The organism is Streptomyces sp. NPDC031379 (assembly GCF_055569615.1).
This window is the reverse complement of record NZ_JBVIIT010000014.1, coordinates 217,459-238,173: the sequence shown is the minus strand read 5'-3', so window position 1 is coordinate 238,173 and position 20,715 is coordinate 217,459. Positions and strand designations below refer to the sequence as shown.

Below are 20,715 nucleotides of genomic sequence, written 5' to 3'. Positions count from 1 at the left end.
TACGGCTGGGCCTCCCAGATCACCGGCGCCCAGCTGCCCGCCAAGGTCGACCTGCGCTACGTCGGCCGCTGCGTGGAGCGCATGGCCGACAAGGACCCGCTGGCCAGTGAGCCCGCGGACTGCCCGGGCATCTCCAGCAACCCGGACTCCTACCCCGACGTGCCGACCGACCTGATGTGCGACGGCACGTCCGCCGACGACGGCTGCAAGTCGATCAAGGGTGAGACGTACTCGCCGACGTTCTTCGCCACCAAGATGCTGTGGGACGTCAAGACCTTCGTCCGGGACGACGACAACTCTGCGTGGGCCCCGGCCATGCAGTACCAGATGAAGTACGGGCTGCCCAACCCCGAGGGCACCATCGACAACACCCTCTGGCTCGACTACATCCAGCGGCGCGGCTACGGCACCGGCGACGACATCACCCTGCCCACCATCAACATCAACGGTGAGTGGCGGGACAACCAGCTCGGCGGCGGCACCCTCAACTTCCGCCGTGTCACACAGATCCACAACGACCTGGGCGCGTTCGTCAACGTCACCTACCGCAACTACGACGACCAGGACACCTGCGACATCAACAACCCGCCCACGGAGTCCGACAACACCCAGGCCTGCTTCAAGCAGCGCTGGGTGCCCGAGGGCTCCACGGACGAGAAGACGGGCTGGTTCAAGAAGTACGTCGTCGCGAAGGTGAGCGTCGACCCGGGCCCGGGATCGGGCTCCGGCAACGACGGCGACCCGGTGATGACCACCACCTACGACTACGTGGGCAAGCCGGCCTGGGCGTTCCCCAACGACCCGCTGACCAAGGACAAGGACGAGTCCTGGACCGAGTGGCGCGGCTACCAGCAGGTCGAGGTCCACACCGGCACCAAGTCCAACGCGGCCTCCACCTACTACTGGCTGTACCGCGGCATGGACGGCGACCGCACGAGCAAGGACGACCCGTCCAAGACCCGCAGCGTCACGGTCGACGACGGTGACAGCGGCAGCGCGCCCAAGACCGACTCCGCCTGGCTGAACGGCAAGACCCTGGAGACGAGCGACCGCGACGGCTCCGGCCAGTCGCACAAGCGCGTCTGGCACAAGTACTGGGTGTACGACACCGCCCAGTACGAGGGCCTGCCCGACGCCCGGTTCGTCCGCGACTCCCAGATCACCACGGACGAGCTGACCTCCGGCGGCTGGCGCGAGCACACCGTCAAGGACGAGTACGACACCGCCGAGCCGGCCAGCACCAAGTACGGCCTGCCGATGCGCACCAACGACTGGGGCCTGTCGTCGTTCGACGACAACCGGTGCACCACCTACGGGCGCGCCTACAACACCGACTACTTCACCGACTCCCCGGTGCAGCGCTGGATGGTGCTGCCCGACGAGAGCCGGCACTACGCGGAGGACTGCGCCAAGCGCTCGTCCGCCAACCAGGACTCGTACGAAGTCACCCTGTACGACAACGCCACCTCGGTCGACACCAACAAGCCTGCGGACGGCCACCCGACCACCGTGCGCAAGTACACGGACGCCGACGACTACCGCGAGGCGACCGCCAAGTTCGACCAGGCCGGCCGGCAGACCTCCGCGACCGACGGCAGGCACAACACCACCACCACGACGTACCAGCCGGCCACTTCCTGGCCCGTCGACGGCGTCAAGGTGACCACCCCCGACCCCGACGGAAGCACCGGTCCGGCCACCCCGCAGTCCACCACCACCTGGTACTCCCGCCTGTGGGGCAACCCGCTCCAGGTGCTGGACGCCAACAACCAGACCACCCGTATCGTCCTGGACGCGGTCGGCCGGGTGTCGCAGGTGTTCAAGCCGGGCCAGGCCTCCGGCAGCACGCCCACCATCGCCTTCACGTACGACGTCACCACGTCGGACAACAGCGAGGGCGTCCCCGACCTGGTCTCCACCGTCCCGCCGAAGATCACCACGACGACGCTGCAGTCCGGTTCGACGACCCTGGTCAACTACACCTACCTGGACGGGCTCGGCCGGACCCGCGAGACCCAGACCCGCGCGCCGACCGGCACCGGACGCACGGTGACCAGCACCCGGTACGACACCTCCGGCAACGTCACCGGAACCAGCTCGGCGTTCTACAACTCCGGCACCGCCGGTTCGGGCATGGTCCTGCCCACCGTGGACAGCCTGCCCTCCTACACCGACCTGGTCATCGACTACGCCGGCCGCACCACCGAGTCCCGGATCATGGTGAACGGCGACCCGCAGATCCAGGGTCAGACGATCACCAACTACCACGGCGACTACACCACCACCATGCCCGCCACCGGCGAGCGCACCAACACCTACACCGATGTGTTCGGGCAGGTCAGCAAGGTCGTCGAGTTCGGGCCCTCCACGTACACGACGTCCTACGACTACAACCGCAACGGTCTGCTCGAGCAGGTCACGGACGCCAAGGGCAACGTCACCAGCTACCGCTACAACTGGCTCGGCGAACGCACCGGCGGCAAGGAGCCCGACTCCGACCCCAAGGGGCTCGCCGAGGTCACCTACGACGCCAACGGCAACGTCGCGACGGCCAAGAACGGCAAGGGCGTCACCCTCAGCTACACCTACGACACCCTCAACCGCCCGCTGACCGTGCAGAACGGCAGCACCGTGCTCACCCGGACGGCCTACGACACGGCGACGAACGGAAAGGGCCGGCCGGCCTCGAGCACCTCGTACGCGGGCGGCTACGCGTACACCACGCGGATCGACGGCTACGACGTCAACGGCCGTGTCACCGACTCCACCGTCACGATCCCGGCCGACGGCTCCGGGCTCGAGGGCACGTACCCGGTCACGATGGGGTACGACGCGGCCGGGCACCAGACCTCGGTCGATTACCAGCCCACCGCCGGTCTGCCCGCGGAGAAGGTGACCACCACCTACGACGCGTACGGCCTGCCCGACAAGGTCACCAGTCCGCTGGCCACCTATGTGGACGCCACCGACTACGACACCCTGGGTCGTCTCACCGGCCGCACCTACGGCACGACGGCGACCACGACCACCACGGCCCGGCGGACCTACAGCTACGAGGACGCCACCGGCACCGGCTGGCTGAAGAACATCACCACGACCACCAGCACGAAGGGCACCGTCCAGAACGACGACTACCTGCGGGATTCCGGCGGCCGGATCACCGATCTGACCGACAGGCTCAGCGGCCAGCACCAGTGCTTCACGTACGACGAGCTGAGCCGGCTGTCCCGGGCCTGGACCACCCAGAGCACCGGCGGCTGCGCCGGACCGTTCGCCCCCGACCTGGCCACCGGGCAGGACCCGTACCAGCTCGACTACACCTACGACGGCATCGGCAACCTGCAGAAGGTCACCAACACCACGGCCACCGGCGCCCAGGTCAATGACTACGTCTACCCCGGCTACTCCGCCGACCAGTCGACCTACACCGCCGGCGCCGCCCACCCGCACGCCGTCACCTCGGTGAAGACCCCCAGCGGCACCGACGGCTACCAGTACGACGACGCGGGCCAGCTCTACTCCCGCACGGTAGGCGGTGTCACCACCGGCTACACGTGGGACGAACTGGGCCATGTCGTCGCCACGACGGGAGCGGCGAGCAGCAGCTACGTCTACGACGCCCTCGGCGATCTGCTGATCCGCAAGGGCAAGGACGAGAACGTCCTCTACCTCGGCGGCCAGGAGATCCACAAGCCGACCGGCAAGCCCGTCAAGGGCACCCGGTACTACGGCAACGTCGCCATGCGCGTGGCCACCGGCGGGAACGGCACGCTCACCTGGCTCATGGCGGACCAGCAGGCCTCGACCCAGCTGTCCGTCGACACCGCCACCGGTACCGCCGCCCGGCGCAAGTACCTCCCCTTCGGCGCCCAGCGCGGCAGCACCACACTGCCCTCCGGAACCGACCACGGCTTCCTCGGCAAGAGCGAGGACACCGACACGGGGCTGTCGGTCCTCGGCGCCCGGATGTACGACGCGAAGCTGGGCCGGTTCCTCAGCCCGGACCCGCTGAACACCCCGTACGAGCCGCAGAACCTGAACTCGTACAGCTACTCCGACAACGACCCGGTCAACTACAGCGACCCGAGCGGCCTCTGCAAGCAGTGCACCCCCGACGGGGGCGAGTGGGCCCTCGTGGACACCGGGGACCTGGGCTCCGACAAGAACTACAAGACCAAGGCCAACAGCACGCAGGACGCCGCGGACCGGCAGGCCAACACCGACGCCCAGCGGGCCGAGGAACTGCGCAAGAAGCGACTCGAGGAGATCCTGGCCGGCAAGACCTTCTTCGGTAAGTACATCGACGACATCGACGACCTCAACAAGCGGTCCTGCAGGGCGTTGCCCGGCAGCGAGCGCGCGGCCTGCCGCTTCAACGCCGCCTGGACCCACGAGGGCCTCGAGGACATGGCCGAGAAGGCGCTGGACCGGATCGACGAGTCCTGGGTGTCGGAGGACAAGGACGGCTACGGGTTCGACGACAAGGAGTTCGAGATGGCGCTGAAGCTGGCGCTCGACGGACACAAGGTCGTGGCCCGCGGTTCCAACACGGGCAAGTACACCCAGGACGGTGCCAAGAACGCGAAGTCCTTCGACGCCTGGGTGGACGGAGTACGGTCGGAGTTCAAGCAGACGGGCAAGCGGAACATCAAGAACCATCTGCGCAAGGCCGCCGACCAGGGTGCCGACGCCGTGTACCTGAGCGTGCCGGGCGTCAGCACCGAGGCCGCCCACAAGGAGGTGTGGACCGCGGTGATCCGCAACCCCACCACCCTCTCCACGGTTTACGTGTACGACGTCGACAAGCACCTGTTCACGATGAACGTGCGGTGACGGCCGGGTGCGGACGTCACCCGGACCCGCCGACGTTCGAGATTGAGGAATCGACACCGTGAAGGACGCCGAGGCCATCGGCCACATCATGGCGACCGAAGGACTGGTGTCCCCGGGGGCGATCGTGCATTGCGCGCGGTCGCCCCGCGGGGCCGCGGTCCACGGCGTGGCCGTCGAGCCGGCCGAGGCCGAGCGGGCCTGGCGCTTCTGGCAGGGGCGCGCGGAGGGGCTGGTGCCCCTCCTCACCACGCGCGTCACCTCCCAGGAGCACCTGGACGCACTCGTGGCGGCCGCCGCCGCGGCCGGCCCGCCCGCCCCGAAGAGGGCGGCACAGGACGCGGACCGCACCGTGGCCGACATCGTCGGCCGGGTGAGTGCGCGCATCGTCGCCGAGGCCTATCCGGAGGACCGGGCCGAGGAGGAACAGCTCCGCGACGCCACCCGGCTGGCGGACCTGCTCGACGAGCCGTCCGGGACACCCCGTCCCGGTGACCCGCTGGCCTTCCGGGAACGGTGGGGAAGCCGCCCCCTGTGGCTGCTGCTCGTCGAGACGGCCGAGGCTCACCGGCTGCCGCTGCTGCTGCCCGGATTCCTGAGCAACGGCTCCACGGCCTACCCCGACTGCACCCCGCTCACCCCCGGTGACCACGCCGCGTTCCTCCGGCACTGGAGCGACCGGTACGGCGCACGGGTGTTCTTCATGAACGGCACGGAGGTCCAGCTCCAGGTCGAGCACCCTCCTGTCGACCGTCGCACGATCGCCGAAGTCGCCATCGAACACAACGCCTACTGCGACGACCTCGACGACGTCCTGGACACCGCCAACGGGCAGGCCGGGTCGACCGTGTGGTCGTTCTGGTGGGACTGACCGCACGCCACCGGCGGCGGCCGTCTGGCCGAGTCCGTCCTGCGGGCCGCGACCGCCCTGTGGCACGGTGCTGACAGGCGAGCGGGAAGGGCGCTGATGGGTGACCTCTTTCTCGTCCGGCACGGTGAGACCGAGTGGTCACGGTCCGGACGGCACACCGGCTGGACCGACGTACCCCTGACCGAGCACGGGCGGCAGGAGGCGCGACGGCTGGTGCCGCTGATCCGCTCGCACCGGATCGGGGCGGCGTTCGTCAGCCCCCTCCAGCGGGCCAGGGAGACCGCCCAGCTCATCGGCATCCATGACGCGCGGGTCGACGCCGACCTGCGTGAATGGGACTACGGCGGCTACGAGGGCGTCACCACCGTGGAGATCCAGCGGAGCCGGCCCGGCTGGTTCCTGTTCGCCGACGGGGTCGCCCCCGGGCCGCCGGAGCATCCGGGCGAGACGCCGGAACAGGTCGGGGAGCGCGCCGACCGCATGCTGGGCAAGGTCGACGCCGCCCTCGCCAACACCGAGGGCGTCGTCGTCCTGGTCGCCCACGGCCACTTCCTGCGCGTCTTCACCGCCCGCCGCCTGGGGCTCCCGCCCCAGCACGGCGCCCTCTTCCAGCTGGCCACGGGCACCCTGTGCCGCCTCGGCACGGAGCACGGCCGACCCGTGGTGGCGGGGTGGAACATCCGGCCGCCGGAGTAGGCGGGGTACGCCCGTCGGCAGGGTGCGCGGGCGGCGCGGCTCGCTCCGGGCTTACTTCGTACGATCCGGGCGACCGTGACCACACCGGCCGGCGGCCGTGCGGCAGGCGGCAGGCGGCAGGCGGCAGGCGGTTGTACGCAACCGCGGCCGTGTCCGGCGGCTGCCGTGCGGCCCGGCCCGGTCGTCCGCCGGCGCCTCGCGGCCCCGCCCGTTGTCAGACCCGGCCCGTACCCTGCGAATGGGCCGTCCGCCGGGCGGCTCCGGGCTGCGAGGGCACCGGAGGGAGCGCGCCGTGACACGACCGCCGACCGCCGCGCAGCGGCGTGTGATCGAGGCCGCCGATCCGGTCACCGGCCGGTTGCGGGGCACGGAGGCGCAGCTCGCGGCGCTGGTGAAGCGGGGGCTCGCCTTCCGGCATCCGCGGCCGCCGCACGATCACTTCCTGACCCCCGCCGGGCACCGGCTCCGCGAGGCGGAGCCGGCGGCGGCGCAGGAGCCCGCGCCGTCCACCGGGGTGTTCGCGGCTCGCGTCGGCGGCGAGGAGGAGGCCCCGCCGTCGGGGCCGGCGCGGCTGCGCGAGGTGCGCGGTGCCTGGGAGGGGCTGCTGGAGCTGCGCCGGATGACCAATCCCGACGGTTGCGTGGACCGGCCGTGCGGCTGGGAGCGTACGCATCTGGTGCGGGCCGCCGCGCTGGCCCTGGAGGCGGCGGGACATCACCCGGCGGGCGGGGACACGGACGGGTACCGGGTGCGGGCGACCCCGCAGCCGGAGGCGGTCGCGGTGCACGCGCCGGACGCGGGGACGCTGGCGGCCTGCGCGGCCACGCTGGACCGGGCCGGGTGGCAGGCGGGCGAGTACACCGAGCCGCGGACGAGGGCGCGCTATCTGCTGGCCTCACCGCGCCGGGCGTGACCGGCGTGCCAAGATCGGTCGACCGGAGATTCGAACGTGAGAAGGGCAAGCAGTGGCCGAACCGTTTTCCGTCCGTGTGACCGTCCGCGGCTACGAGACCGATGTCCAGGGGCACCTCAACCAGGCCGTGTATCTCAACTACGCGGAGCACGCCCGCTGGTCGCTGCTCCAGGCGGCCGGCGTGAGCCAGGCCCGGCTCGTGGGCCGGGGAGTCGGCCCGGTGGCACTGGAGACGACGATCCGCTACCGGCGGGAGCTGCTCGCCGGCGACGAGGTCGACGTGACCTGTGAGTTCGAGTGGGGTGACGGCAAGACCTTCCGGATCCGGCAGGAGATACGCAAGGCCGACGGCACCGTGGCGGCCGAGGTCACCGCGGTGGGCGGCATGATGAACCTGACGGAGCGCAGGCTGCTCGCCGATCCGCGGGAGGTGTTCAAGGAGCTGGCGACGGACCTCGGTCTGTTCGGCCTGTGACCGCCGCCCGGCCCCGGCGCGTCAACTCCCGCTGAAGGCGGACCGGTTGTCGCGCACCCAGTCCTGGTAGGTCCGGGCCGCCCTCCCGAGCACCCCGGGTACGTCCTGCGTGACCACCGCGTTGCCGCCGCGGCGGACGAACGCGGTGCCGGTCAGGACGCCCTCCGTCTGCGCCTCACCGAAGCCCCAGACGGTCCGCAGGAAGTCACGGGTCTCCTCCGGCGAAAGGTCCCGGGTGGTGACCGCACGGCCGAGGACCGAGGCGAGCACGGCGGCCTGCTCCGGGACGCTGATGGCCTCGGGCCCGGTCAGGGTGTACGTCCGTCCCGCGTGCCGGCCGTCGAGCAGGGCTTCCACCGCCACCTCGGCGATGTCACGGGGGTCGATCACCCCGGACGTCCCGTCCCCGGTCATGTTGGGCACCGGATCGCCCGCCCGGAGCGCCTGCGCCCAGCTCAGCGTGTTGGAGGCGAACGACGAGGGTCTGAGGACCGTCCATGCGGCGCCGCTCTCCCGGACGGCCCGCTCACCGTCCACGTGCCACAGGCCCGACGGGCCGACCTCGGGATCGCCGGTGCCGATGGCGGAGAGCTTCACCAGCCGGTGTACTCCCGCCGCGCGCGCGGCCGTCACCAGCACCCGGTCGTGGTCCGCGGCCGGGCCCGGGACACCGACGAGGAAGGCGGCCGTCACCCCCTGCATCGGACCGTCGAGGGAGCCCGGGTCGCCGTAGTCCCCGCGCACCACCTCCACCCCGGCCGGCGCCTGGGCCTTCGCCGGGTCGCGCGTCAGGGCACGCACCTTCTCACCGCGCGCCGCGAGCTGTCGTACGACTTCACTGCCAATGGTGCCCGTGGCACCCGTCACCAGAATCATGAATCCACAGTGGGCCGGGACGGGCGGCCGTTACTTGGAAATTCCGGCACGCCCGGCCCGCCCCGCGGAGCGTGCGGCGCGCCTAGGGTGGTGGGGTGCCGAACGCGACCGCCGAACAGGCCCTGACCACGCCCGAGGTGCTGCGCCCCTGGATCTCCGGGGTGCGGAGCGTGTCCCTCGCCGAACCGGCCGAGGACGCCTTCGTCCACCTTCCCGACACGGCCACCAAGGTGGTGGTGCGGGTCGCGGCGGGCGGGCACCGCGACGTGCTGGCCGTCGGGCCCCGGGTGCGTGCCTCGTACCACGAGGGCAAGGCCCATGTCGCCTGTGTGGAGCTGCGGCTCGCACCCGGGACGGCCCGGCCCCTGCTGGGCGTTCCGGCCGCCGAGCTGGTCGGCCGCGCGGTGCCGCTGGACCGGCTGCCGGGCGGGACGGCGCGCCGGCTCGCCGGCGGGTTGCGTTGGCTGGACTCCGGGGAGGTGGTGCCGTACCTGGCCGAGGCGCTGCCCGAGTGGCTGTCGGCCGCCGCGGACCCCAGCCGTACGGCGCTGGTGCGGGCCGGCGCGGACGCGCTGTCGGTCCGAACGGACCGGACTCCGCCGCAGGTACGTGATGTCGCTCGCGATCTGGCGGTCAGCGAACGCCAGTTGCGCAACCTCTTCACCGAGGGGGTGGGCGTCTCCCCCAAGCACTACGCCCGTATCAACCGGGTGCGCACCGTCATCACCCGGGCGCCGACGGCCCCTTGGTCCGAACTCGCCGCCGCCACCGGGTACTACGACCAGTCGCACATGACGTCCGACTTCCGCGCCCTGATGGGTGTGCCGCCCCGCTCGTACTTCACCGGCCGGCTGCCGGCGACGACGCCCTGCCGGGCGACCCTGGGCGGCTGAGTCCGGGGCACCGACGGCACGGGGGCCGGCACGCGGGCGGGGCCACGGCGCCTTTCTCCGTGGCCCCGCCCGCACGGTGTCAGTGCGCGGCGGCGATCTCCTCCCCCGCCTCCATCGGATGGGTGACGTCGTGGGCCTCGCGTCCCTTGCCGACGTGGTTGAAGAGCAGGTTGAGTACCACGGCCGTCACGCAGCCCGTGGAGATGCCGGAGTCCAGGATGATCTTCGCGGTCTCGGGGAAGGAGTGGTAGAACTCCGGCGCGGTGATCGGGATGATCCCGACGGCGAGGGACACGGCCACGATCAGGACGTTGTTGTCCTTGTCGAGGCCGGCCCGGACCAGGGTCTGGATACCGCTCGCGGCCACCGAGCCGAACAGGACGATGCCGGCGCCGCCGAGGACCGGCCGGGGTACGACCGCGATGAGGGACGCCGCCATCGGGCACAGGCCCATCAGGACCAGGAAGCCGCCGCCGGTCGCGACGACGTACCGGCTGCGGATCCGGGTCATCGCCACCAGGCCGATGTTCTGCGCGAACGCACTGCACATGAAGCCGTTGAAGAGCGGGCTGAGCGCCGAGCCGAGGGTGTCGGCGCGCAGGCCGGCCGCGATGGTCCTCTCGTCGGCGGGACGTTCGACGATCTCGCCGAGTGCCAGCATGTCGGCGGTCGACTCGGTCATCGAGACCACCATCACCACGCACAGCGAGAGGATGGCGGCGAGCTGGAACTGGGGCGCCCCGAAGTGGAACGGGGTGGGGAAGCCGACCACGTCGGCGTCCGCGACGGGGCCGAAGTCCGTGACGCCGAACGGTATCGCGAGGAGTGTGCCGACGACGAGCCCGAGCAGGACGGCGATCTGCTTGACGAAGCCGCGGGTGAAGCGGCGCAGCAGCAGAACGAGGAGCAGGGTGAGGCCGGCCAGGGTGAGGTAGGTCGTCGAACCGTAGTCCTCGGCCTTGGGGTCGGGGCCCTGGGCCCAGCCGAAGGCGACCGGCAGCAGGGAGACACCGATCAGGGTGATGACGGAGCCGGTGACGACGGGCGGGAAGAAGCGGACGGCCTTGCTGAAGAAGGGGGCGGCGAGGAAGCCGAGGAGGCCGGCGACGATGACCGCGCCGAAGATGATCGGCAGGGCGTCGGACTTGTCCTCGGTGGAGGCGACGACCGCGGTCATGGGGGCGACACCGGCGAAGGTGACGCCGTTGACGAAGGGCAGCCGGGCACCGATCTTCCAGATGCCGAGGGTTTGCAGGAAGGTGGCGAGGCCCGCGGTGAACAGGCAGGCGCCGGTGAGGAACGTCAGGTCGGTCGCGGAGAGGCCCACGGCCGCGCCGACGATCAAGGGTGGGGCGACGACTCCGGCGTACATGGCGGCCACGTGCTGCAGGCCGCTGGTCGCCATTTTGAGGGCGGGGAGTTTCTCGTCAACAGGATGGGCGGCCACGGCGGCTCCTCCGGGCGGGTAACACGTCGACGTCGACGTGGGTTTCTGGGAGGTGGTGCGTGTGGTCGTGCGGGACCGTGACGGGGGTGACACATGAGCGGTGAGCGGTGAAGGGGCTGGGGTGACCGTCTCCGGGGCGCGCGCGTCCGCACGCGCTCCGGAGACGGCCTGCCGTGGATCCCGCTCGGATCCACGGTCCCGGCCGGGAGCCGTCCCTCCCGACCGGAGACTTGTGGCGGACCGGCCTTGCGGCGGCCGGCCCGGTCGCTCCGGCGGATCAGCTCTGGGCGGCGATCCGGGCGAGGCGCTGGGCCTCCTCGCGGGTGGAGCGGGCGATGGCGTCCTCGTCGACGGTGAGCAGGCGGCCGTTCTCGACGATCTGCCGGCCGTTGACGAAGGACGCGGTGACCGGGGCGGCGGCGCCGAAGACGAGCGCCGTCACCGGGTCGGCGATGGAGGCGTGGGCGAGCGTGTCCATCTTCCACAGCACCACGTCGGCCAGCTTGCCGGGCTCCAGCGAGCCGGTCTGCTCGGCCCGGCCGAGGACCCGCGCGCCGCCGTAGGTGCCGAGCCGCAGCGCCTGGCGGGCGTCGAGGGCGGCCTCGCGATGGGCGCCGAGGCGGTTGATCAGCAGGGCGTTGCGCAGTTCGGTGTGGAGTTCGCCCGACTCGTTGGAGGCCGTACCGTCGACGCCGAGGCCGACCGGAACGCCCGCCCTGAGCATGTCGGGTACGCGGGCGATGCCGGCCGCGAGGCGGGCGTTGGACGACGGACAGTGGGCCACACCGGTCTTCGTGCGGGCGAAGGCGGCGATGTCGGAGTCGTTCATGTGGACGCAGTGCGCCATCCACACGTCCTCACCGAGCCAGCCCGTGGACTCGAAGTAGTCGGTGGGGCCCATGCCGAACAGCTCGTGGCAGAACTTCTCCTCCTCCACGGTCTCCGAGCCGTGGGTGTGCAGCCGTACGCCCAGCCGGCGGGCCAGCTCGGCGCCCTGGCGCAGCAGTTCGGTGGAGACGGAGAACGGCGAGCAGGGGGCGACCGCCACCTGCGTCATGGCGTCGAAGGAGGCGTCGTGGTGCCTCCTGACGGTCTCCTCGGTCGCGGCGAGCGCACCCTCCAGCGTCTCGACGGCGAAGTCCGGCGGCAGGCCGCCGTCCTTCTCGCTGCGGTCCATCGAGCCCCGGGCCAGCGTGAAGCGGACGCCCGTCTCGGCGGCGGCCCGGATGATCGAGCCGGACAGGTCGCCGGAGCCCTGCGGGAAGACGTAGTGGTGATCCATGGCGGTGGTGACACCGCCGCGGGCCATCATGGCGAGGGATCCCTGGGCGGCCGCGTACGTCATCTGCTCGTCGATGCGCGCCCAGGTGGGGTAGAGCGCGACGAGCCAGTTGAACAGGTTGTGGTCGGTGGCCAGGCCCCTGGTGATCCACTGGTAGAAGTGGTGGTGGGTGTTGATGAGACCGGGCGTGGCCAGGTGGCCGGTCGCGTCGATGCGGCGCACCACGTCGTCGAGGCCTTCGGGGGCCTGGCCCGCGCCGACCGACTCGATGCGGTTGCCGGCGAGGACGAGGTGGCCGGAGGCGTACTCCGTGTCGCCCGCGTCCACGGTCGCGATCGCGCAGTTCTCGATGACGATGCGCTGGGCTGCCGATGGTGCCATGGTGCTTCCTTGTCTGTGGTGGCGGCCCGTGGACGGGGAGTGTCCACGGGGAGGGCACGGCAGGACCCTAGGAGGATTTGAGTGCCGGAGCCGTCTGACGGCTCCGGGTGCCGAGGTGGTGGAAGAACAGGTTGAGCAGGACCGCGACGAGCGCTCCCGCGCTGATTCCGGAGCCGAGCACGGTCTGCGCCCAGGCGGGGAAGTCGGCGTAGAAGGTGGGCGCGGCGAGCGGGATGATGCCCGCGCCGAGCGCCACCGCCACCAGGATGATGTTGGAGCTGTCGTCGAGGCCCGCCTCGGACAGTGTGCGGATGCCGCTGACGGCGATGGAGCCGAAGAGCACGATGCCCGCGCCGCCGAGGACCGGCATGGGGACCAGGGAGACGACCGCGCCGAGGACCGGGAAGGCGCCGAGGACCAGCAGGGTGGCGCCGGCGGCGGCGACGACGTAGCGGCTGCGTACCCGGGTCAGGGAGACGACGCCGACGTTCTGGGCGAAGGCTGAGGTGGGGAAGCCGCCGAAGACCGGGCCGAGCAGGGTGGCGATGCCGTCGGTGCGCAGGCCGCGGGTGATGGTCTTCGCGTTCGCCTGGCGGTCGCAGATCTCGCCGAGGGCGAGCATGCCGGCGGAACTCTCGGTCATCAGCACCAGCATCACGATGCACAGCGACAGGACGGCCGCGGGCTGGAACTCGGGGGCGCCGAAGGCGAACGGCGTGGGCAGTGCGGCGACGGGTGCCGACTTCAGGCCGCTGAAGTCGGCCATGCCGAAGGGGATGGCGGCCAGGGTGCCGATGAGCAGCCCGAACAGCAGGGCGACCTGCTTGACGAAGCCCTTGCCGAAGCGCTGGATCAGCAGGATGACGGCGAGGGTGAATCCGGCGAGCGCGAGGTGCCGCATGGCGCCGAAGTCGGCGGCGGTCTTGTCGCCGCCCTGCGCCCAGCTCACCGGCACGGGCATCAGCGTGACCCCGATGAGGGTGATGACGACACCGGTGACCAGCGGCGGGAAGAAGCGGAGCAGCCGGCCGAAGAACGGGCCGACCGCCAGGCAGAAGGCGCCGGCGACCATCACCGCGCCGTAGACGGCGGGGAGTTGGTGGCCTTTGCTGTTGGTCTCGGCGATCGCGAGGATCGGGGCGATGCCCGCGGAGGAGGCGGCGTTGACGAAGGGCAGCCGGTTGCCGACGAAGCCCTTGACGCCGATGGTCTGCAGGAGGGTCGCGACGCCCGCGATGAGCAGGCTCGCGGCGATGAGCCGGGTGCGGGCCGCGATGTCGAGTCCGCAGGCCTGGCCGATGATGAGCGGAGGAGTGACAACGCCCGCGTACATCGCGGCGATGTGCTGGAGCGCGGCGGGGACGAGCCGCGTCGGGTGGAGTTTCTCGTCCACCGGGTGCACGGACGTGACGGCGTCCTCGGTGTGCACCGGCGGGGTGGAACGCGGGGCTGTGGCGGGCCCCTTCGCAGGCTGTGCCATTTTGTTCCCTCCGGTGTGGCGGGCCCCCGGCCCGGGTGGCGGGGCCGGGGGCGCGCGTCCCGCGTCAGAGGTTGGTCATGTCGACCGGGATACGGGCCTCACAGCCGTCCCGCAGGATGGTGGCCTCGATGAGGCCGTAGGGGCGGTCGGCGGCGAAGTAGACCTCGTTGTCGTTCTTCAGTCCGAACGGTTCCAGGTCCACCAGGAAGTGGTGCTTGTTCGGCAGCGAGAAGCGGACCTCGTCGATCTCGCCGCGGTTGTTGATGATGCGCGCGCCCATCTGGTACAGCGTCTGCTGCAGCGAGAGGGAGTAGGTCTCGGCGAAGGCCTGGAGCATGTGCTTCTTGACCTGCTCGTAGGACTTCTCCCAGTTGGGCATCTTCTGCTCGTCGTCGGTCCAGTTGAACCGCCAACGGCCGGAGACCTCGGTGGCCAGGATGCGGTCGTACGCCTCCTGAAGGGTGGTGTACTTGTCCTTGACGTAGCCCCAGAACTCGGAGTTGGTCGAGTTCATCACGACCAGGTCCTTCAGGCCGGAGACGACCTCCCACTTCTCACCGTCGTAGGTGATCTGGGTCAGCCGGGTCTCCTGGCCCCGGCGGACGAAGGAGTGCTTGACCTCGTCGGCGCCGATGAACTTGGAGTTGGCGTCGGAGGTCTCGATCCGCTCCCAGGCGTACTCCTCGATCCGGATCCGCGCGGTCCTGATCGGCTCCTGCGAGGTGACGAAGTGGCGGGCGAGGTGGATGCCGAACTGCTCGGCGGACTCGATGCCGTACTCCTTGGCGAACGCGAACACCGTGTTCTTGGTGGTGTCGGTCGGCAGGACGTTGGCGTTGGAACCGGAGTAGTGGACCTCTTCCATGTCGCCGCTCAGCGCCACGGACACGTTGAGGTCCTTGATGTGGTGGGTGGCCCCGTCCCGCGTGATCTTGACGACCCGGTTCTCGGCCTTGCCGTACTGGTTCTGTCCCAGGATCACAGGGCGGGCAGGGCGGGAATTGACGGTCATTTAGCTAGCTCCCTCGGTAAACGGAGTAGCCGAACGGGTTGAGCAGCAGCGGCACGTGGTAGTGCTCGCCCGGTACGACGGCGAACGTGATCGCCACCTCCGGGAAGAACACACCAGGTCCGCTGTCCCGATTCGCGGGGGCGTCCTGCTGCGCATCGGCTTGCTTCTTCGCAGAGATTTCGAAGTACGGCTCGACGGCGAAGTCCAGCCGTACGTGGGTGGTCCCCTCCGGCAGGGCCGGCAGGTCCTTGCACCGGCCGTCGGCGTCGGTCGCGGATCCGCCGAGCGCCTGCCAGTCCGCGTCGCGCCCCGGACGGGCGGAGAGCCGGACGGCGACGCCCTCGGCGGGGCGGCCGATCGAGGTGTCCAGGATGTGCGTGGACACGGAGGCGGTGGTGCTGGTGCTCATGGTGTCAGGCGTCCTCTTCGACGAGTCGGGCCAGTCGGATGCGGTTGATCTTGCCCAGCTCGGTGCGGACGATCTCCCGCTCCTGCTCCGGCGCGTTACCGATCCGCTCCTTGACCGCGTCGCGCATCTGCTCGGCGGTCCTGCCGGTGGCACAGATGAGGAACACATGACTGAACTTGTCCTGGTAGGCCAGGTTGAGGTCGAGCATCTCGGCCCTCAGTTCCTCGGAGGCACCGGCCATGCCGCGCTGTTCGCGGGCGGAGGTCGGGTCGCCGGGCTTGGGGCGCCCGATCGGCGGGTGCCCGGCCATCGCCTCCTCGAGGTCCGCCGTGGTCAGCTCGGCCATGGCGGCGTCGCTGGCGGTCCAGAGGTCCTCCACGGTGGCGTACGGGCGGGCGGCGAGCAGTCGCCGGGCCCACTCGGTGGACGCGCACGCCTCGTGGAGGGCGGCGAGAGCCGCGTTCTCCTCCAGGTCGTTGAACCGGGCCAGGCCCGGGGGCGTGGAAGTCGAAGTCACGGGAGCCTCCGTGGCCGGATACGGCCTTCGTGCTGAACGGGCTGCCGATAGCTAACGCCCTCGGAAACACCACGTCAACACTTTGTTGAAAAATCCGCGTTACAAGCGGCGGGGCTCCCGGCCCGCTCAGGAAACCTTCCGCCCGCTCAGGTGCCCTTCTCCCGGTTGAGGTAGTTGTAGACGGTGAAGCGGCTGACGCCCAGCGCGCTCGCCACCGTCTCCACGCCGTGCCGTACGGCGAAGGCGCCCCGCGCCTCCAGGATCCGTACGACCTCCTGCTTGGCCTTGCGGTCCAGGTCGGCCAGCGGCCTGCCCTGCCTGCGCTCCATGGCGGCCAGGATGTGGTCGAGGGAGTCGGCCAGCTGGGGCAGGCGCACGGCGACGAGGTCGGCGCCCTCCCAGGCGAGGACGACATCCTCGGGACCGGCCTCGTCGGGCGGGATCATCTCCCCGCCCATGGCGTCGACCAGCGGTTTCACCGCCGCGATGAAGGGCTCCTCCACGCTCACCTATCGCCCTCCCGGTTCCCGTCCTCGATCACGTTGACCTGGAGCGAGATCCGGGTGGCACCGGCCTCCAGGGACTTGCGCAGCAGCGCGTCGACGGCGGTGAGCACGCCGTCCGCGCCCCCCTCGGCGGTGTTGCCGAACGGGCCGACGTCCACGGCGTCCAGTTCCGCCGTCTCGATGACCTGCCGCGCCGCCAGGGCGTGCGCGGGCGCCTCGTCCAGGTCGAAGGGCTCGGTCGTGAACTCCACTCTCAATCGCACGCGCTCAACCTAACGCGCGGCACGGATTTTCGGGCGGGCCGGTGAGGACCGGCCGCCGGCCCCCTTGACAAGCGTCGACACACGACGGCAATCTTCCATTAAGCAGAAACGAACTTCCGCAATACGGAATCTCGACACGGAAGGGAGCGCGGCCCGAATGCCAGGGTTTGGATGGAGCACAGCCGCAGACCAGCGCTTCAACGTCAACCTGTCGATCCTCTTCACGGAACTCCCGCTCCTGGAGCGCCCCGCGGCCGCCGCCGCGGCGGGCTTCACCGCGGTCGAGCTGTGGTGGCCCTGGGTCGACTCCCCCACCCCCGAGCAGTCCGAGCTGGACGGCCTGAAGAAGGCGATCGAGGACGCGGGCGTCCAGCTCACGGGGCTGAACTTCTACGCCGGACAGCTGCCGGGCCCGGACCGCGGCGCCCTGTCGGTCCCCGGTGAGGAGTCGGAGAAGTTCCGCGCCAACATCGACGTGGCCGCGGACTTCGCCCAGTCCCTCGGCTGCAGGGCCCTGAACGCCCTCTACGGCAACCGCGTCGAGGGCGTGGACCCGGCCGAGCAGGACGCGCTCGCCCTGGAGAACCTCGCCCTCGCGGCGCGGGCCGCCGACCGGATCGGCGCGATCCTGCTGATCGAGGCCCTGAACCGGCCCGAGTCGCCGAAGTGCCCGATCGTGAGCGCGCCCAAGGCGATCGAGATCGTGGACAAGGTCAACGCGGCGACGGGACTCGGGAACGCGAAGTTCCTGATGGACCTGTACCACCTGTCGATGAACGGCGAGGACCTGCCCGCGGTCATCGAGCGGTACGCGGCGAAGACCGGGCACGTGCAGATCGCCGACAACCCCGGCCGCGGCGCCCCCGGGACGGGTTCGCTCCCGCTGGAGGAACTGCTCGGCCGGCTCAGGAAGGCCGGTTACGACGGCTGGGTCGGCCTCGAGTACAAGCCGGGCGACCGCCCGAGCGCCGAGGCCTTCGAGTGGCTCCCGCGCGAAGCGCGCTGAACCCCCCGACTTTGCACAGCAGTGAGAGAGGCACCCGCAATCATGAGCAGTCTTCCCAAGATCGCCTGGATCGGCCTCGGCATCATGGGCTCCCCCATGTCCGAGAACCTGATCAAGGCGGGATACCAGGTCACCGGCTACACCCTGGAGCAGGACAAGCTGGACCGCCTGGCCGGCGCCGGCGGCACCGCGGCCGGCTCGATCGCCGAGGCGGTCCGGGACGCCGACGTGGTGATCACGATGGTCCCCGCCTCCCCGCAGGTCGAGGCCATCGCCTACGGCCCCGACGGCATCCTGGAGAACGCCAGGGCCGGCGCCCTGCTGATCGACATGTCCTCGATCACCCCGCAGACCTCCGTCGACCTGGCGAAGGCCGCCGAGGACAAGGGCGTCCGGGTGCTGGACGCCCCGGTGTCCGGCGGTGAGGCCGGCGCCGTCGAGGCCGTGCTGTCGATCATGGTCGGCGGCGACCAGGCCGACTTCGACCAGGCCAAGCCGATCTTCGACGCCCTCGGCAAGACCATCGTGCTGTGCGGCCCGCACGGCTCCGGTCAGACCGTGAAGGCCGCCAACCAGCTGATCGTCGCCGTGAACATCCAGGCGTGCGCCGAGGCCGTGGTCTTCCTGGAGAAGTCGGGTGTGGACCTGAAGGCCGCGCTGGACGTCCTCAACGGCGGCCTCGCCGGCTCGACCGTACTGACACGCAAGACGGACAACTTCCTGAACCGCGACTTCAAGCCCGGATTCCGCATCGACCTGCACCACAAGGACATGGGCATCGTCACCGACGCCGCCCGCACCGTCGGCGCCGCCCTGCCGGTGGGTGCCGTGGTCGCCCAGCTGGTCGCGTCGCTGCGCGCCCAGGGCGACGGCGGCCTGGACCACTCGGCGCTGCTGCGCGCCGTCGAGCGCCTGTCCGGCGCCCAGGTCTGACCGGCCTCTTCGAGACTTCCGGGCCGCGGTGCCGCTGACACCTGTCCTGTCGCGCCCAGGCGTCGCCGCGGCCCGGAATCAACTTCAACAAACTGTTGACGCTCAGATCGCCCCACTTCTAGGCTCCACAAAGCGGAAACAGGTTTCCGCTGACACCCGCACGGAAGGTCCACGATGTCGAAGCGCGTGCTCACGACAGAGGCCGGCGCACCGGTCGCCGACAACCAGAACTCCGCCTCCGCCGGCGTCGGCGGCCCGCTCCTGATCCAGGACCAGCACCTCCTGGAGAAGCTCGCGCGCTTCAACCGCGAGCGGATCCCGGAGCGCGTCGTGCACGCCCGCGGCTCCGGCGCCTACGGCCACTTCGAGGTGACGGACGACGTCACCGGCTTCACCCACGCCGACTTCCTGAGCGAGATCGGCAAGCGCACCGAGGTGTTCGTGCGCTTCTCGACGGTCGCCGACTCCCTCGGCGGCGCGGACGCCGTCCGCGACCCGCGCGGCTTCGCGGTGAAGTTCTACACCGAGGAGGGCAATTACGACCTCGTCGGCAACAACACCCCGGTGTTCTTCATCAAGGACCCGATCAAGTTCCCCGACTTCATCCACTCGCAGAAGCGCGACCCCTTCACGGGCCGCCAGGAGGCGGACAACGTCTGGGACTTCTGGGCGCACGCCCCCGAGGCCACGCACCAGGTGACCTGGCTGATGGGCGACCGCGGCATCCCGGCGTCGTACCGGCACATGAACGGCTACGGCTCGCACACCTACCAGTGGACGAACGCCGAGGGCGAGGCCTTCTTCGTCAAGTACCACTTCAAGACCAACCAGGGCATCCGGTCCCTGAGCAGCGAGCAGGCCGCGGAGATCGCCGGCAAGGACGGCAACTCCCATCAGACGGACCTGCTGCAGGCCATCGAGCGGGGCGTGCACCCGTCCTGGACCCTGTACGTGCAGCTCATGCCGGCGGCCGAGGCGGCGGACTACCGCTTCAACCCGTTCGACCTGACGAAGGTGTGGCCGCACAAGGACTACCCGCTGCAGCGGGTCGGCCGCCTGGTGCTGGACCGCAACCCCGACAACGTCTTCGCCGAGGTCGAGCAGGCCGCGTTCTCCCCGAACAACTTCGTGCCCGGCATCGGCCCGTCCCCGGACAAGATGCTCCAGGGCCGGCTGTTCGCCTACGCGGACGCCCACCGCTACCGCCTGGGCGTCAACCACACCCTGCTCGCCGTGAACGCCCCGAAGGCCGTTCCCGGCGGCGCCCGGAACTACGGCCGGGACGGCCTCATGGCGTCCAACGCCCAGGGCCGCCACGCCAAGAACTACGAGCCGAACTCCTACGACGGCCCGGTGGAGACCGGCCGCCCGCTGTCGGCTCCCCTGGCGGTCGCCGGCCACACCGGCAACCACGAGGCCCCGCTCCACACCAAGGACGACGACTTCTTCCAGGCCGGCGAGCTGTACCGCCTGATGTCCGGTGAGGAGAGGTCCCGTCTGGTCGCGAACATCGCCGGCGGCCTGTCGCAGGTCTCCCGCGACGACGTGATCGAGAAGAACCTGGCCCACTTCCACGCCGCCGACCCGGAGTACGGCAAGCGCGTGGAGGAGGCGGTCCGCGCCCTGCGCGAGGACTGATTCCCAGGAAACCGCAAGCAGCGTACGGCGTCTGACGGGAGGTCATGACGTCCGCACGCGGCCCGCGCGCTACGCCGGACGGCCCGGATGAGGGGTGGCCGTCGGATCGGGGCGCGGGCAGGGCGAGACCGCGGCGGCATGCGAGCCAGTGCGGTGGTGAAGGAACGGCGTGCCCTTCTCGACCTGAGGGAAGGGTTCCCGGCTCCGTCGCAGCCGCCGCGGTCCCACCCAGCCCCCGCAGGGGGCCACCCGCCCCGTCCGGCGGCGCGAACGACCTGTCGCGCCCA

Annotated in this window: 18 protein-coding genes; 9 read left to right on the top strand and 9 right to left on the bottom strand. The window is 70.6% G+C overall.

Annotation, left to right across the window (positions count from 1 at the left end; translation table 11 throughout):
* From ACZ5CW_RS21905 to ACZ5CW_RS21885, 5 genes are all read left to right on the top strand, one after another.
* Positions 1 to 4,833 (top strand): RHS repeat-associated core domain-containing protein (locus ACZ5CW_RS21905; RefSeq protein ID WP_468603792.1); only part of this gene is annotated, 4,833 nt, incomplete at its 5' end.
* Positions 4,834 to 4,891: 58 nt separating this feature from the next.
* Positions 4,892 to 5,701, top strand: a complete 810-nt coding sequence (locus tag ACZ5CW_RS21900) for a DUF4253 domain-containing protein (RefSeq protein WP_468603790.1) — start codon at positions 4,892 to 4,894, stop codon at positions 5,699 to 5,701.
* Positions 5,702 to 5,797: 96 nt separating this feature from the next.
* Positions 5,798 to 6,397 (top strand): histidine phosphatase family protein, encoded by a 600-nt coding sequence (locus ACZ5CW_RS21895; protein ID WP_468603788.1) that lies wholly within the window; start codon positions 5,798 to 5,800, stop codon positions 6,395 to 6,397.
* A 292-nt stretch (positions 6,398 to 6,689) separates the two neighbouring features.
* Positions 6,690 to 7,310 (top strand): hypothetical protein, encoded by a 621-nt coding sequence (locus tag ACZ5CW_RS21890; RefSeq protein WP_468603786.1) that lies wholly within the window; start codon positions 6,690 to 6,692, stop codon positions 7,308 to 7,310.
* 52 nt (positions 7,311 to 7,362) lie between these two features.
* Positions 7,363 to 7,785 (top strand): acyl-CoA thioesterase, encoded by a 423-nt coding sequence (locus tag ACZ5CW_RS21885; RefSeq protein ID WP_468603784.1) that lies wholly within the window; start codon positions 7,363 to 7,365, stop codon positions 7,783 to 7,785.
* A 21-nt stretch (positions 7,786 to 7,806) separates the two neighbouring features.
* Here the strand turns inward: ACZ5CW_RS21885 and ACZ5CW_RS21880 are convergent, their stop codons facing one another.
* Positions 7,807 to 8,661, bottom strand: coding sequence for an SDR family oxidoreductase (locus ACZ5CW_RS21880; protein WP_468603782.1), 855 nt, complete (start codon positions 8,659 to 8,661; stop codon positions 7,807 to 7,809).
* A 95-nt stretch (positions 8,662 to 8,756) separates the two neighbouring features.
* Here ACZ5CW_RS21880 and ACZ5CW_RS21875 point away from each other — a divergent pair, with 95 nt between their 5' ends.
* Positions 8,757 to 9,554 carry an AraC family transcriptional regulator gene (locus ACZ5CW_RS21875; RefSeq protein WP_468603780.1) on the top strand — a complete coding sequence of 266 codons (798 nt, stop codon included), beginning with the start codon at positions 8,757 to 8,759 and terminating at the stop codon, positions 9,552 to 9,554.
* A gap of 79 nt (positions 9,555 to 9,633) precedes the next feature.
* On the opposite strand, the gene ACZ5CW_RS21870 is transcribed toward ACZ5CW_RS21875, so the two are convergent.
* The 8 genes from ACZ5CW_RS21870 to ACZ5CW_RS21835 form a co-directional block, all read right to left on the bottom strand.
* Positions 9,634 to 11,001: a nucleobase:cation symporter-2 family protein gene (locus ACZ5CW_RS21870; RefSeq protein ID WP_468603778.1), complete on the bottom strand. Its 1,368-nt coding sequence runs from the start codon at positions 10,999 to 11,001 to the stop codon at positions 9,634 to 9,636.
* 277 nt (positions 11,002 to 11,278) lie between these two features.
* Positions 11,279 to 12,664 (bottom strand): 8-oxoguanine deaminase, encoded by a 1,386-nt coding sequence (locus ACZ5CW_RS21865; RefSeq protein ID WP_468603776.1) that lies wholly within the window; start codon positions 12,662 to 12,664, stop codon positions 11,279 to 11,281.
* A 67-nt stretch (positions 12,665 to 12,731) separates the two neighbouring features.
* Complete coding sequence (locus tag ACZ5CW_RS21860; protein ID WP_468603774.1) at positions 12,732 to 14,144, bottom strand: nucleobase:cation symporter-2 family protein; 1,413 nt, start codon at positions 14,142 to 14,144, stop codon at positions 12,732 to 12,734.
* A 64-nt stretch (positions 14,145 to 14,208) separates the two neighbouring features.
* Positions 14,209 to 15,156 carry a factor-independent urate hydroxylase gene (pucL, locus tag ACZ5CW_RS21855; protein ID WP_468603772.1) on the bottom strand — a complete coding sequence of 316 codons (948 nt, stop codon included), beginning with the start codon at positions 15,154 to 15,156 and terminating at the stop codon, positions 14,209 to 14,211.
* Between the two features lie 4 nt (positions 15,157 to 15,160).
* Positions 15,161 to 15,565 (bottom strand): hydroxyisourate hydrolase, encoded by a 405-nt coding sequence (uraH, locus tag ACZ5CW_RS21850; protein WP_468603770.1) that lies wholly within the window; start codon positions 15,563 to 15,565, stop codon positions 15,161 to 15,163.
* A gap of 4 nt (positions 15,566 to 15,569) precedes the next feature.
* Positions 15,570 to 16,082, bottom strand: a complete 513-nt coding sequence (uraD, locus tag ACZ5CW_RS21845) for a 2-oxo-4-hydroxy-4-carboxy-5-ureidoimidazoline decarboxylase (RefSeq protein WP_468603769.1) — start codon at positions 16,080 to 16,082, stop codon at positions 15,570 to 15,572.
* 146 nt (positions 16,083 to 16,228) lie between these two features.
* A complete protein-coding gene (locus ACZ5CW_RS21840; RefSeq protein WP_468603810.1) occupies positions 16,229 to 16,540 on the bottom strand; it encodes a helix-turn-helix domain-containing protein in 312 nt (103 codons plus the stop codon).
* Between the two features lie 47 nt (positions 16,541 to 16,587).
* The gene (locus ACZ5CW_RS21835) at positions 16,588 to 16,851 is read right to left on the bottom strand and encodes a hypothetical protein (RefSeq protein WP_468603767.1); all 264 of its coding nucleotides are present in this window, start codon (positions 16,849 to 16,851) and stop codon (positions 16,588 to 16,590) included.
* Between the two features lie 157 nt (positions 16,852 to 17,008).
* Here ACZ5CW_RS21835 and ACZ5CW_RS21830 point away from each other — a divergent pair, with 157 nt between their 5' ends.
* The 3 genes from ACZ5CW_RS21830 to ACZ5CW_RS21820 all read left to right on the top strand — a co-directional run bounded on the left by ACZ5CW_RS21830 (position 17,009) and on the right by ACZ5CW_RS21820 (position 20,428).
* The gene (locus ACZ5CW_RS21830) at positions 17,009 to 17,857 is read left to right on the top strand and encodes a TIM barrel protein (RefSeq protein WP_468603765.1); all 849 of its coding nucleotides are present in this window, start codon (positions 17,009 to 17,011) and stop codon (positions 17,855 to 17,857) included.
* A gap of 42 nt (positions 17,858 to 17,899) precedes the next feature.
* The gene (locus tag ACZ5CW_RS21825) at positions 17,900 to 18,790 is read left to right on the top strand and encodes a 2-hydroxy-3-oxopropionate reductase (RefSeq protein WP_468603763.1); all 891 of its coding nucleotides are present in this window, start codon (positions 17,900 to 17,902) and stop codon (positions 18,788 to 18,790) included.
* 174 nt (positions 18,791 to 18,964) lie between these two features.
* Positions 18,965 to 20,428 (top strand): catalase, encoded by a 1,464-nt coding sequence (locus ACZ5CW_RS21820; protein WP_468603761.1) that lies wholly within the window; start codon positions 18,965 to 18,967, stop codon positions 20,426 to 20,428.
* The last annotated feature ends 287 nt before the right edge of the window (positions 20,429 to 20,715 follow it).